Origin of the sequence: Paraburkholderia fungorum (assembly GCF_046027215.1) — a bacterium.
Classification (GTDB): domain Bacteria; phylum Pseudomonadota; class Gammaproteobacteria; order Burkholderiales; family Burkholderiaceae; genus Paraburkholderia; species Paraburkholderia fungorum_D.
This window is the reverse complement of record NZ_JAQQEN010000002.1, coordinates 1,959,169-1,972,082: the sequence shown is the minus strand read 5'-3', so window position 1 is coordinate 1,972,082 and position 12,914 is coordinate 1,959,169. Positions and strand designations below refer to the sequence as shown.

Sequence of the window (12,914 nt, the reverse complement as noted above, 5' to 3'; positions counted from 1 at the left end):
TGCTTCGGGGTCAGGTCCACACCAGTCGATCAGATCGACTTGACCTCGCCGCCGTCCATCCTCAACGTCGAACCCGTCATCCAGTGCGCCGCCGGCGAGACGATGAACGCCATCAACTCGGCGATTTCCTCGGGTGTGCCATACCGTGCTATCCCTGCTTCAAGCGGGAATTTCGCTGTTGCTTCTTCGACGCTCAGGTTATGCAGCGGCGCCCAATGTTCCAGATAGGATTGCCGCCGACCGGTCATGACGGGGCCAGGCAATACGCTGTTGACCTGAACACCGTCGGCGATGCCCCGGTCGGAAAATGCCTTTGCCAGCGCCACAATTGCCGCGTTGATCGTGCCAACGGCCGCGTACGGTGCTTTGGGAAACAGTGCCGAATTGCCCGACATCAGCACCACGGATCCCGATGCTTTCTTCAACCAGGGCCACGCCGCCACCGTCAACCGCCGCGCGCCGTGGAGCTTCAGCGCGAGGCCACGGTCCCATTGTTCGTCGGTCATATCGAAGACATCGATCTGCGGCACGGCGCCCGCGATGTTCAGCAACGCATCGATCTGACCGAACGCAGATAGCGTCTGATCGACCACTTTTTGCGCGGCGTCGGGTTCGGACAGATCGATGTCGATGGCGAGCGTTTCGGCACCTGATTTTTTCACTTCCACAGCAGTCTGATCGAGGTTCTCGCGGTTGCGCGCAACCAGTACGATCGACGTAAAGTCTCGCGCCAGCCTGATTGCGGTCGAACGGCCGATACCCTGGCTCGCGCCCGTAACAATGGCTACTTTCCTGGACATTTCCTTTCTCCTTGAATCGTGAATGACCCGCCTGAATCTGCGTCGCCCGGCATTCGGCTGCCGGCGAGTGAGCCTTAGCGAACCGGGATGGCCTCGGCCGCTTCAACGATCACGCTGACCACGGCGTCGGGCGCCGTGACGATTGGCGTGTGATCGACCTGGTATGAGCGCACCTGCGCGTTCATCCGCCGTGCCATGAAATGTTGCGTGTCGGCGCTGATCATGCGGTCCTGTTCCGCGATCAGGAACCAGGCCGGGCGGTCTTTCCAAAGCGGGCGCCCGACCGCCTCGCCGATACAGGAAACCGAAATCGGGCGCTGAACCGCGCCGAGCACCGTCTGTTCTTCCGCGCTCGCGTGCTGTGCGAACGCCGCTCCAAATGCCTCGTCGGGCAGCCAGATCAGGCCATGACGGTCCGGCGCCAGCTTCGGCGCCTGCGGATGCGCTTCACCGCGATAGAACACGTCGCCCACGGTTTCGCCTTCGTCTGGCGCAAGCGCCGCAACGTAGACCAATGCTTTGACGTTTTCAGCGGAGGTTGAACCGATCACCGCGCCCGCATAAGCATGCCCAACGAGCACAACCGGACCTTCGAGCCGTTCCAGGGTTCTATCGAGGGCGGCGACGTCGCCTTGCAACGAGCTGAGCGGCAACGGCGCCGCGACTGCATGGATGCCATGTGCCTTCAGACGTTCGATGATTTTGCTCCAGCTTGAGCCGTCTGCCCACGCGCCATGCACAAGCACAGCGCTCACGTTGCCAATCGACATGTCTCGCTCCTTTGAGGGAAGGGGGGCTGCTTGCAAGGTACGCACAGGTCGCGCATCGCCCTACAATCAGTAACCGTTTTAACCCGTTTAAACAGGTTACTGATTTGATGTGTAACTTGTCAAGAGCATTTAGTGTGGTTACGATGTGGGCATCGCTACTTTCTATTTGTCATGAGAGATGGACTACCGTCAGATTCCCGCAATATTTGTCGCCGACGCGGCCGGGCTCGATTTTCTGAACTCTGTCGCGACGCCGGTGGACGAGGAAGTCGACTGGATCAGCGACGGCGATGGCCTGTTGGCCTGGCTGGAGCAGGCAGCGCTTGTGCCGCCCGCGTCGCTCGAAGCAATACGGGTTCGGGCCACGTCTCGCGAACTCGATGAGGTTGCGGCACGGGCGCGCGATCTGCGCGAATGGTTCAGGGCATTTGTCCGGAAGAGAAAAGGGCGCCCCTTGACCGCCAGAGATCTGCGCGAGCTCAAACCTTTGAATCAACTGCTCGAGCGCGACGAACAGCATGGCGAAATCGTCACGCATGCCTCGGGTGGTGTGGCGCAGTTCGAACTGCGCGTGAATCGGCGTTGGCAGTCAGCAGAGACCTTGTTGATGCCGATAGCGGAGGCGCTAGCCAGACTTGTCTGCGAGGAAGACTTCACGCATGTGAAGGTGTGCGAAGGTCCCCGCTGCACCTTGATGTTTGCGGATCACACACGAGGCCGCGTGCGCCGCTGGTGCAGCATGGCGATCTGCGGTAACCGCGCCAAGGTCGCGGCTCACCGGAAGCGGCTCAAGGAGCAGGAAAACGGCTGACGTTACGTCAGTGGCAACGTGTTGTGATGATTCTGTGAGGAGAAGTGAGATGGACCCTATCAAGGCGATCGCATTTGACCTGTACGGCACCCTGTTCGACGTTCACTCGGTTGTCGATCGGTGCGATGAGCAATTCCCCGGGCGTGGGCGTGAAATCAGCGCATTGTGGCGGCAAAAGCAACTCGAATACACGTGGCTGCGAAGTCTGATGAACCGCTACGTCACTTTCGAGCAGGCGACTGAAGACGCGTTACGTTATACATGCAGGCATCTCGGGCTCGATTTGAGTGCGTCGGCTTGCGGCGCGCTCTGTGAGGCGTATTTGCGCCTGCAGCCGTTTGCGGAGGCATCTGAAGCGCTACGCGAACTGCGGCGGCGTGGACTGAAACTGGCGGTGCTGTCGAACGGTTCGCCGCATACCATCGGCGCGGTGGTGGGTAACGCCGGACTGCGCGCCGAATTCGACCACCTGTTGAGCGTCGATCCGGTGCGCGTGTACAAGCCGGACGATCGCGCTTATGCGCTCGCTGAACAGGCATTCGGACTGAACCGGTCGTCGATCCTGTTTGTGTCCTCGAATGCATGGGATGCAACAGGTGCGCGCTATTTCGGTTTTCCGACCTGCTGGATCAATCGCGACGGCAAGGTCTTCGAAGAAATGGGGCAGGCGCCGGACTGGCAGTTAGGTGGCCTTGACGAACTCGTGCGACTGATTGATTCGGCGCGAGCGGAAACAAAGGGACGGTAACGGCGAAAATAGCGCAGCCCAGAAAACCAAACAGCCAGTAGCACACGATTCCATTGTCTAGAATCAGATTGCGTGCAAGACGCTTTCGAGCAACGCGCTCGCAGTAGCGTTCCGGATTGAACTTGCGCGTCTGAATCCCGACTCGTATCAATCGTAAGGGGAATCGTCATGGCAACATATGTGGTGCTTGCACAGTTTACTGATCAGGGCATCCGCGCCGTCAAAAACAGCGCACAGCGGGCCGGTCAGGCGGCGGAGATGGCCCGGACTTTTGGCTGTGAAATGAAAGAGATCTACTGGACTATGGGCGAATATGACATTGTGACAATCATCGAAGCGCCGGACGAGGCCAGCTTCATGTCATTCGGCCTCGCGCTCGGCTCCGCAGGCAATGTCCGCACACAAACGCTTCGCGCGTTCACGAAAGACGAATTCAGTGCCGTTGTCGGCAAACTCCCATAAAAATCACGGACCATTGCTGTCAATAAAACCCACCTCTCCAACATCTTCCGGGACTACATTGCCTGTCTGAATAAGCAGGACTAGCCGAATCTGGAACCGCCCGTTCATGATAATGTGTACTACAACGAACAGCGGATCGGCTTATCAGGTTATCGTGATGTTGGAGAGAGACTCGCGTGAGATGAACTGCCTGACTGGCCTCCCCGCGAATCGGAATACAACAATAATTCAAGGAGCGGATTCTGGAATCGACATTTCGAAGCAGATCATTCGCGGCGCTGTTCGCGGCGCCCACTCCAGTACTTATCCTGATTGGAACTGTATCGATCTTCCTCGCGCAATATGGTATTTCCGTATGCCTGGGCGGGCTGTTCGGATACCCGGCGCCGGCCATCGATCCATTTGCGGGGCGTCCGCTCTGGCTCAAAATTCCGTGGATAGTGGTACTCGCGCCGCTCTATGAGACATTAATCTTTCAGTGGCTGATCATTAAATTCGTCCACGGCCCGCTGCGTGGCTCCTGGCTAATCGCCGGATTGGCGTCCGCGGTAATCTTTGGACTCGGCCATGGCCACACTGACTGGCGCGCCGTGAGGATGTTGGCTACCGCGGCGGTCCTGGCTTCGATATTCGTCATCGAGTCAGGAAGAGCAGGTCCCGCATTCTGGGCAACATGCATTACCCATGGGTTTTTCAACGGTTTGACGGTTGTGTATAACTCGTGACGGCCACACATGGTTTTGCAAAGCAACCCGACCAGAATTCGAGGCATGGAGATCCAATGAATCCAGCGGAAAAAATTGATGAATTGATTGCGGGACTCACAGACTGGCGTGGTAAGACGTTCGCCAGCATCCGCAAGCATATCCTTGCGGCCGACCGGGAGATCATCGAGGAATGGAAGTGGATGGGAAGCCCGGTGTGGTCTCGCGACGGAATGATCGCGGTTGCCAACGCTCACAAAGGGAAAGTCAAGCTTACCTTTGCCCACGGGGCGGGTCTCCCGGATCCTGACAGGCTATTCAACGCGGGTCTTGAAGGCAACGCGCGACGAGCGATCGATTTTTTCGAGGGCGACAAGATCAATGAGCGTGCGCTAAAAAATCTCGTCCGTGCCGCGATTGAGTACAACCACGCCAATTTGAAGAAGAACGCGCCTGCGCGTACTCCGGCGAAAGCACCGGCAAGTAAAAAAGCATGAACGGCAAACGAGATGTAGCGCCGGACAGCACAGCAGCGCGAGTCGCCTTGTGGCGCGCTTTGCATGTCAAGGCCGACGCTCCGCCCCATGTGCTCGAAGACGAAATCGGCCTTGCGCTGCTGTCTCCGAATGAAGACTGGCGCAGCCGCGGGGACATGGACCCGCAGTTCACGCGCCCCTTTCGCGCCTCGATCGTGGCCCGTGCCCGCTTCATTGAGGACCTGGTCGTGGAACAGGTCAGCCGCGGGCTGAGCCAGTATGTCATCCTCGGTGCCGGCCTTGACAGCTTCGCACAGCGGCGGCCGGAGATCGCGTCCCGCCTCAGGGTGTTCGAGGTCGATCAACCAGGTCCACAGGCCTGGAAGCGCCAGCGCCTGATCGAACTCGGCTTCGGCGTGCCGGACTGGCTGCGCTTTGTTCCGGTCGACTTCGAGGCGGGGCAGGACTGGCGCGACGGGCTGGTGACTGCGGGCTTCGATAGCAGCAAGCCGGCAATCGTGGTTTCAACCGGCGTCAGCATGTATCTCACGAAGGAGGCGAACGCGGCCACACTGCGCCAGGTCGCGGCCTTCGCTCCGGCATCGACGCTTGCCATGACGTTTCTGCTTCCGCTGGAACTGGCGGATCCCGAGATACGACCCGGGCTTGAGATGGCGGAGAAAGGGGCGCGCGCAAGCGGGACACCTTTTCTCAGCTTCTTCACGCCACCGGAGATCCTGGCGCTGGCCCGCGAAGCGGGCTTTGGAGAAGTGCGGCACATTTCGGCGGCCGATCTCACCGGACGCTACTTTGCGGGCCGCACAGATGGCCTGCGTCCGCCGAACAATGCGGAGGAATTGCTGGTGGCCAATACCTAGCGGTCCGCATATTTTTTTTGCGCCACATCATTGTACCGACGCGACGCAATAACCACGCTCGCATTACTGCATAGGAAACCTGACGAAATTGCGACCCGTCGAGAACGTGCGGGCGACACGGCAAGGATGCCTGGCAATGACAGCGGCGCGCGCCACGGAGCGCGCGCGTCGCCTCGCCATTTCAAAGGTGGTAATAACCGTCGCGAGTCGAATTCTGCAGCATGCCATCGACGTACACAGAGACGGGTTCCCCGTCGGGCGACGTCAATATTGCGCCGTTGTTTTGTTGGCCGATGATCTTCATGCGGCCGCCGTGAATCTCTGCCATCGATTCACGGTCCAGGTCGATGGACGTGGCAAGATCCGTGATGGTTAGTGTGTTCATGATGCGCTCCTTAGGTGGATACAGGATGAGGACTGGGACAAGCGGCCGGACGCTTGCAGAAATCAACGCATATGTCGTGCCATCGCACGGGTTCAGGCTGGCTTACCGATCCGGCGGTATTGGCGGGAGGCGCAGTGAGTCAACGGCCGGCACCGTAAATGATTTCAGTTGCGCGCGTGCCAACACTACGGAATCTCAAAGAGCGAACCGTCGTGTGCGGTCATTCAGTCAGGGCCTGTTTGATCGCTTCCTCGAAGGCTTCCACGGGCTGCGCACCCGTCACCAGATAGCGATTATTGATGATGACCGCCGGCACCGAATGGATGCCCATCGCCTGGTATTGACGTTCTTCCGCACGCACTTCGTTGGCGTAGTCGCCGCTTTGCAGTACCTTGCGCGCCTGCCCGGCGTCGAGTCCCACTGACTCCGCCGCTTTGACCAGAACGTCGTGGTCGCTCGGGGCTTTGCCGTCGCCGTGATAGGCCTGTAGCAGCGCGCGTTTGAGCGGCAACTGTTTGCCCTCGAGGCCGGCCCAGTGCAGCAGGCGGTGCGCGTCGAACGTGTTATAGATGCGCGTGCGCGGCCCGAAGGTAAAGCCAACGCTCGCACCACGTTCGCGGATGACGGCCTGGTTCGCAGCGACCTGCTCCGGGGTGCTTCCGTACTTTCTTCCAACGTAGTCGACAATCAGCTCGCCTTCCTTGCCCATCTCCGGGTTCAGTTCGAACGGATGCACGACGAATGTGGTGTCGACGGCTTCGCCGATGCGCGAGAGTGCAAGCTCAAGCGAGGGGAGACCGACGGCACACCACGGGCACGCGATATCGGAGACAAAATCGATTCTGAGCGGTTGTTTCATAGCTTTCCTGATGGGGATGACCTGTCGCGCTAAAGGCCCGATACGGAGCAATCGCGGCAGACAGGGTAGCCGGAATGGCGAATGCTTGCAGGCGCGTGCTTCGCGGATGCCTTGTATTGTGGACGACCTTCGAGCGGAGATCATCGTGATCCGCCGCAATTCAATTGTTCCTCCGAGGCAAGCGTGCGCCGGGGCGCTCGCGTGGTGGAGAATGGATCCCCGCTTGCCGCCGTCGCCTCATGACCCAAATAGGGCTACACTCGAAGCGGTGTATGTCCGGGAGCAAAATCATGATCGAGACCGGCCCCCAAGGCACTTTTCGCGGTCTTCCCTTGACTGCGGAGCAGGACGCGGAAGTCAGGCATTACATAAAGAAGAAAAAGCAGCATGGCGCGCCGTGGGACACCCCGGAGTTGGCGGCAATGCTGCGAGACATGTTGGCGCCGCCGGTCGACGACGAAGAAGACCTCGATGCCACCCTGGATGCGGCGACAGCAGCCACGGAACGCGCGGCTGCGTTCGTCGACGATGCCATGGACCCTATCGAAGCGAGCGAGGAACGGCACGCAGCCATGGAATCCGAGGAGATGAGAGGCCCCAGGCGTTGACATTGACGCTGGAAGCAGATCAATTCGTGTTGGAGAAGTGCAATGCCAACGTACCAGTACCGTTGCGAGAAGTGCGGCCATCTGTTCGAGCACGCCGAACATCTCGTCGAACATGAGAAGGCCCATCCGCCTTGCCCAAAGTGTGGCGGCGAGACGTGTCAGCACGTACCCACACCGTTTGTCGCCAGGACGTCCAAAAAGAGCTGAGCATTGCTCGCATCAGTTCGTTCATGGAGCGGATGATTAACTGGCCTGCAGCCGGCGAAGTCGTCGTTGCGCCGCGCAGGAAGGCCCGATCATCGGCAGCCGTTGCGCGCTGCGCCAATTCTCAACGCCGCTCGGGCAGCAGGATCCGCTCGTCCACCTGCCGGATGTCAGTGTGGCCGCAAAAGGCCATCGTAATGTCCAGTTCCTTCTGGATAATCTCCAGGCACCGCGTGACACCCGCCTCGCCCATAGCGCCCAGACCGTAAAGGAAACTGCGGCCGATCAGCGTGCCTTTGGCGCCGAGCGCAACGGCTTTCAGCACGTCCTGGCCGCTGCGAATGCCGCCATCCATCCACACCTCGATACGTGAGCCGACCTCGCGTGCGATCTCGGGGAGCGCCGAAATCGAAGAGGGCGCACCGTCGAGTTGACGACCGCCATGATTGGAGACGATCAGCGCGTCCGCGCCGCTATCGGCGGCAAGGCGCGCATCTTCGGCATCCATGATGCCTTTCAGAATCAGTTTGCCGCCCCACAGTTTCTTGATCCACTCGACATCCGCCCAACTCAGCGCCGGATCGAACTGCTCGGCGGTCCATGAACTCAGGGATGACAGATCGCCCACCCCTTTTGCATGACCGACGATGTTGCCAAAGGTGCGCCGCCGGGTCCCGAGCATGCCGAGGCACCAGCGCGGCTTGGTCGCCAGATTGATGAGGTTGGCGGGCGTCAGCTTCGGCGGCGCCGACAGCCCGTTACGGATGTCCTTGTGGCGTTGGCCGAGGATCTGCAGGTCTAGCGTCAGCATCAGCGCGCTGCAGCGTGCCGCGCGGGCCCGCTCGATCAGCCGCACAATGAAATCGCGGTCGCGCATCATATAAAGCTGGAACCAGAATGGCTGACTGGTCCCGGCCGCAACATCTTCGATGGAGCAGATGCTCATGGTGGACAAGGTGAACGGCACGCCGAACTTTTCCGCCGCGCGCGCAGCGAGGATTTCACCGTCGGCATGTTGCATGCCGGTCAAGCCGGTCGGCGCGAGCGCCACGGGCATGGCAACCGGCTGCCCCACCATTTCCGTGTGCGTAGTGCGGCCGGCCATATTGACCGCCACGCGCTGGCGCAGTTTGAGGCGCTGGAAGTCGCTTTCATTCGAGCGGTAGGTGCTCTCAGTCCACGAGCCGCTGTCGGCGTAGTCGTAGAACATGCGTGGCACGCGTCGCTGAGCGAGCACGCGCAAATCTTCGATGCAGGTAATGACGGGCACAGTTTTTCTCGGCACAGGGAGGAACGACGAGTGTACGTTGCCGGGACGATCGCCCGGTATTCAGGGAATTCCTGGGAAAAAGCAAAACCCGCCGAAACTGGTTCAAACGCGCTCAACCCCGCTCAGCCTCTTTCAACGACGCCAAGCGGTGCCTTGCGGAAAGTGAAACTGTTCCAGCGACGCGGCGTGCATCTCGATGCTATAGCCGGGCCGTTGCGGCGGCAAATAGCGTCCGTTGCGAATCACGACAGGGTCGACGAAGTGCTCGTGCAGATGGTCGACGTATTCAAGTACGCGGTTCTCGAGCGATGCCGACACGCAGATGTAATCGAACAGCGCGATGTGCTGCACGTACTCGCAGAGTCCGACGCCACCCGCATGCGGACAGACCGGCACGCCGAACTTGGCCGCCAGCAGCAACACGACGAGTACCTCATTGAGTCCGCCCAGGCGGCAACTGTCGACCTGGCAAAAATCGATCGCGTGCGCCTGCAGGAGCTGCTTGAACATCACGCGATTGTGGCAATGCTCGCCGGTCGCGACGCCGATCGGGGCGACGCGCCGGCGAATAGCGGCATGCCCCAGGATATCGTCGGGACTGGTCGGCTCCTCGATCCACCAGGGATCGAACTCCGCGAGGCGCCGCATGTTGGAGATCGCTTCGTCGACCTCCCACACCTGGTTGGCGTCCATCATCAGCTTGCGATCGGCGCCGATTTCCTCGCGCAGAATGCGCGCGCGCCGCACGTCTTCGTCGAGATTGCCGCCTACCTTCTGCTTGAAGTGCGTCCATCCCTGCGCCACCCCTTCGCGAGCGAGGCGGCGGATCTTTTCGTCGTCGTAACCGAGCCAGCCCGCCGACGTGGTGTAAGCCGGATAGCCCTGCGCCAGCATTTCTGTTTCGCGCTCTGCTTTGGTGGCCGCATGGCGCCGCAGAATCGCCAGTGCTTCAGACGGTGTCAGCGCATCGGTGACATAGCGGAAATCGAGGCAGCGCACCAGCGCCTCCGGGCTCATGTCCACGAGCAGTTTCCACACCGGTTTGCCTTCCGTCTTCGCCCACAGGTCCCACACGGCATTGACGACAGCGGCAGTGGCGAGGTGAATCGCGCCTTTGTCCGGGCCGATCCAGCGTAACTGGCTATCCGACGTGATGGCGCGCCAGAACGAACCCATGTCGGCAACGATCGTTTCAAGGGCCTTGCCGACGACGAGCGGTGCCAGCGCGTTCACCGCTGTCACGCAGATTTCATTGCCGCGGCCGATCGTGAAGGTGAGGCCGTGCCCCGCGAACTGTTCCGGCGAGTCCGTTTCGAGCACGACGTAGGTGGCCGAATAATCCGGCGCGGCATTCATCGCGTCGGATCCGTCGAGCGAGCGGGAGGTGGGGAAGCGAATGTCCCGAACGGACAGATTGGTGATGGTGGTCATCTGGACGCCTCCCAGTGATGACGGCTGCGGCAGCCTGCCTGAAGGGATGCGGATACCGGTCACGGCGAAGCGCTGCCGGCAGGCACATACCCCGTCACATACCAAGTGTTAGCACGCGTTGACAGCACCGCTTTCGCCACCTAGCATGCTAGCATGTTAGTCGTAAATCAAGCTCTGCGCGAGTCTCTTGATCATGAAGACAGCGGCCGTCGATCCTTATGCCGCATTGCAGAAACTGCAGGGCGGGGAGCGGAGTAGTTTGACCGATGCCGTGGCAGACGCGCTGCGTGAGGCGATCGTCACGCTTGCGCTGGAGCCGGGCATGATGATCGACAAGCAGGCGGTCTGCGAGCGCATGGGCGTGTCGCGTTTTCCGGTGTCCGCAGCGCTCGCGAAGCTTGCCACCGCCGGGCTTGTCGAGGTGTTGCCGCAGCGCGGCACGCGGGTGAAGCCGATTGTGATTCACGATATCCGCCAGCATCTGTTTATCCGCAGCGCACTCGAAGTCGAAACCGTGCGCGGCCTTTCGTCGACGTGTTCCGAGTCGACTCTGAATGCGCTCGCCGCCAATCTCGAGAAGCAACGCGAGGCCGTGGCTAGCGGGCTGCGCCATGAATTTCACCTGCTCGATCTCGCATTTCACGAGATCCTGCTCGACGCCATCGACTTGCCACGCGTAAAGGAAATCGTCGGCACGTCGCGCAGCGCGCTCGATCGCGCTCGCCAGTTGCTGGGGAGTCCGGAACGTCATATTCATACACTCGAAGAGCACGAGCGCATCTTCGAGGCGATTGCGGAGCGTGACGCCGAAGCTGCGGCGCACGCAATGCACAGTCATCTGGATGAAGTCGTTGCAGAGTTGCGGCGCTTTGCCAGCGAACGGCCCGATCTGTTCGAGGAGTAAGCCGGGCCTTCGCACGAGTCTTCGTAAGAGCCACCGGACCGCCGCAGTCCGGGCGCCTCGGATGCGCTGCCCGCCAGCCGCCGGGCGCAGCGTAGTCCACCCGGTATGGAGGAGACAACAAATGAAACTCGTCAAAGGTGCAAAGGTGGCCGTCGCCCTGGCGGCTGCGTGGGTGATGGCAGCGGGGCAGGCGCTCGCTGCGGAAGATTTCCACGGCGTCACCATCAATGTGATGACATTCGTGGGTCCGCAAATCGCGGAGCCGTTACAGCGCCGCGCGCCCGACTTCGAGAAGCTCACGGGCGCCAAGGTCAATATTCTGACGGTGCCGTTTTCCGACCTGTACCAGAAGCTTTTGACCGATTGGGCCTCCGGGACGAATTCGGTCGACGCCGCGGTATTCGCCCCGCAATGGATGGTCGACTATACGAAGGGTGGCTTCCTTGAGGATCTGTCAACGCGGGTCGCCCACGATCCGGCGCTGAAGGAAGACGACGTCATGCCGTTCTTCCGCGATTTCTCGCAGCGCTTCAACGGCAAGACCTATCTGGTTGCGCTCGATGGCGATTTCCAGATGGTCTACTACCGGACCGACATCCTGAAGCAGCTCGGCAAGCAGCCGCCGAAGACGTGGGACGACTATCTGGATATCGCGAAGGCGGCGAACGGCAAGGTATTCGGCGGCGACGGCAAGCCGGTGGCGGGCTCGTGCATTTCAAAGAAGCGCAACGCGCAGGCGTACTGGGCGATCATCTCGATTGCGGGTGGCTATATCCAGTCGAAAGGAACGGCGCAAGGGGCCTTCTTCGATCCGCGCAGTTTCAAGCCGCTCGTCAACAATGACGCCTTCAAGGCGGCGCTCAACGTGTACAAGGAATCGACTCAATACGGGCCGCCGAACGAAATCAATCTCGATGTCGGCGATACGCGCAGCGCGTTTATTTCAGGCCACTGCGCGTTGACGCTCGACTGGGGCGACGTCGGCGTGCTGGCGATCGACCCGAAGCAATCGAAAGTGATCGACAAGGTCGGCGCGGTTATCCTGCCGGGCTCCACCAAGGTGTTGAACCGTGACACCGGCAAGCTGATGGCGTGCGACAAGAGCACCTGTCCGTATGCGGTAGACGGCGTCAACCATGCGCCTTTTGCGGCCTTCGGCGGCTGGTCCGGCGGTATCAATGCCAAGGCCAGCCCCAAGGTGAAGGATGCGGCCTACGCGTTTCTCTCGTATATGAGCCAGCCTGCGCAGTCGAATGTCGATGTGACGATCGGCGCGACCGGTTTCAATCCGTATCGCCACTCGCAGTTCACGGATATGTCGATCTGGAAGAAGTCCGGCATGAGCGACGCGGCGGCGGCCTCCTATCTCGGCGCGATCAAGGCGAGCCTGCAAAGCCCGAACATGATCATCGATCTGCGTATTCCGCAGAATCAGCGCTACGAGCAGGTCGTGCTGGATACCGCCGTGGCGCGCTTTCTGGCCGGCGAACTCGATGCCGACGCCACCATGAAGGCGATCGAAACAGGCTGGGATGAAATTACCGACGACCTCGGCAAGGACGGACAGTTGAAGGCCTACAAGGCGTCGATCGGCGCCAAATAGC

General features: G+C 60.5%; 16 protein-coding genes. 10 read left to right on the top strand and 6 right to left on the bottom strand.

All coding sequences use genetic code 11. The features are described 5' to 3' along the window. Positions 1-29: 29 nt before the first annotated feature. A complete protein-coding gene (locus tag PQR27_RS29375) occupies positions 30-800 on the bottom strand; it encodes an SDR family oxidoreductase (protein WP_408527093.1) in 771 nt (256 codons plus the stop codon). 74 nt (positions 801-874) lie between these two features. After that, entirely contained in the window at positions 875-1,570 is a 696-nt protein-coding gene (locus PQR27_RS29370) for an alpha/beta fold hydrolase (protein WP_408527092.1), read from the bottom strand. 178 nt (positions 1,571-1,748) lie between these two features. Between PQR27_RS29370 and PQR27_RS29365 the strand changes: the two genes are divergently transcribed. The 6 genes from PQR27_RS29365 to PQR27_RS29340 all read left to right on the top strand — a co-directional run bounded on the left by PQR27_RS29365 (position 1,749) and on the right by PQR27_RS29340 (position 5,649). Further along, positions 1,749-2,381: a CGNR zinc finger domain-containing protein gene (locus PQR27_RS29365; protein WP_408527091.1), complete on the top strand. Its 633-nt coding sequence runs from the start codon at positions 1,749-1,751 to the stop codon at positions 2,379-2,381. Between the two features lie 49 nt (positions 2,382-2,430). After that, on the top strand, positions 2,431-3,129 hold the full coding sequence (locus PQR27_RS29360) for a haloacid dehalogenase type II (RefSeq protein ID WP_408527090.1): 699 nt from the start codon (positions 2,431-2,433) through the stop codon (positions 3,127-3,129). Between the two features lie 168 nt (positions 3,130-3,297). Beyond that, the gene (locus PQR27_RS29355) at positions 3,298-3,591 is read left to right on the top strand and encodes a GYD domain-containing protein (protein WP_408527089.1); all 294 of its coding nucleotides are present in this window, start codon (positions 3,298-3,300) and stop codon (positions 3,589-3,591) included. Positions 3,592-3,830: 239 nt separating this feature from the next. After that, a complete protein-coding gene (locus PQR27_RS29350; protein WP_408528336.1) occupies positions 3,831-4,316 on the top strand; it encodes a CPBP family intramembrane glutamic endopeptidase in 486 nt (161 codons plus the stop codon). A gap of 56 nt (positions 4,317-4,372) precedes the next feature. Then, entirely contained in the window at positions 4,373-4,792 is a 420-nt protein-coding gene (locus PQR27_RS29345) for a DUF1801 domain-containing protein (protein WP_408527088.1), read from the top strand. Beyond that, a complete protein-coding gene (locus tag PQR27_RS29340; RefSeq protein ID WP_408527087.1) occupies positions 4,789-5,649 on the top strand; it encodes a class I SAM-dependent methyltransferase in 861 nt (286 codons plus the stop codon). The genes PQR27_RS29345 and PQR27_RS29340 overlap by 4 nt, the downstream gene beginning before the upstream one ends. A gap of 181 nt (positions 5,650-5,830) precedes the next feature. On the opposite strand, the gene PQR27_RS29335 is transcribed toward PQR27_RS29340, so the two are convergent. Both PQR27_RS29335 and PQR27_RS29330 read right to left on the bottom strand, forming a co-directional pair. Then, positions 5,831-6,034 carry a hypothetical protein gene (locus PQR27_RS29335; protein WP_408527086.1) on the bottom strand — a complete coding sequence of 68 codons (204 nt, stop codon included), beginning with the start codon at positions 6,032-6,034 and terminating at the stop codon, positions 5,831-5,833. A gap of 220 nt (positions 6,035-6,254) precedes the next feature. Further along, on the bottom strand, positions 6,255-6,893 hold the full coding sequence (locus PQR27_RS29330) for a DsbA family oxidoreductase (protein ID WP_408527085.1): 639 nt from the start codon (positions 6,891-6,893) through the stop codon (positions 6,255-6,257). Between the two features lie 290 nt (positions 6,894-7,183). On the opposite strand from PQR27_RS29330, the gene PQR27_RS29325 reads away from it, so the two are divergent. Both PQR27_RS29325 and PQR27_RS29320 read left to right on the top strand, forming a co-directional pair. Beyond that, on the top strand, positions 7,184-7,501 hold the full coding sequence (locus tag PQR27_RS29325; protein ID WP_408527084.1) for a hypothetical protein: 318 nt from the start codon (positions 7,184-7,186) through the stop codon (positions 7,499-7,501). Between the two features lie 42 nt (positions 7,502-7,543). Further along, positions 7,544-7,708: an FmdB family zinc ribbon protein gene (locus PQR27_RS29320; RefSeq protein ID WP_408527083.1), complete on the top strand. Its 165-nt coding sequence runs from the start codon at positions 7,544-7,546 to the stop codon at positions 7,706-7,708. A 121-nt stretch (positions 7,709-7,829) separates the two neighbouring features. Here the strand turns inward: PQR27_RS29320 and PQR27_RS29315 are convergent, their stop codons facing one another. Both PQR27_RS29315 and PQR27_RS29310 read right to left on the bottom strand, forming a co-directional pair. Continuing rightward, entirely contained in the window at positions 7,830-8,975 is a 1,146-nt protein-coding gene (locus tag PQR27_RS29315) for an alpha-hydroxy acid oxidase (RefSeq protein WP_408527082.1), read from the bottom strand. Positions 8,976-9,107: 132 nt separating this feature from the next. Beyond that, the gene (locus PQR27_RS29310) at positions 9,108-10,406 is read right to left on the bottom strand and encodes an L-fuconate dehydratase (RefSeq protein ID WP_408527081.1); all 1,299 of its coding nucleotides are present in this window, start codon (positions 10,404-10,406) and stop codon (positions 9,108-9,110) included. A 193-nt stretch (positions 10,407-10,599) separates the two neighbouring features. Here PQR27_RS29310 and PQR27_RS29305 point away from each other — a divergent pair, with 193 nt between their 5' ends. Both PQR27_RS29305 and PQR27_RS29300 read left to right on the top strand, forming a co-directional pair. Continuing rightward, positions 10,600-11,310, top strand: a complete 711-nt coding sequence (locus PQR27_RS29305) for a GntR family transcriptional regulator (protein WP_408527080.1) — start codon at positions 10,600-10,602, stop codon at positions 11,308-11,310. Positions 11,311-11,431: 121 nt separating this feature from the next. After that, positions 11,432-12,913, top strand: a complete 1,482-nt coding sequence (locus PQR27_RS29300) for an extracellular solute-binding protein (RefSeq protein ID WP_408527079.1) — start codon at positions 11,432-11,434, stop codon at positions 12,911-12,913. Position 12,914: the final 1 nt, after the last annotated feature.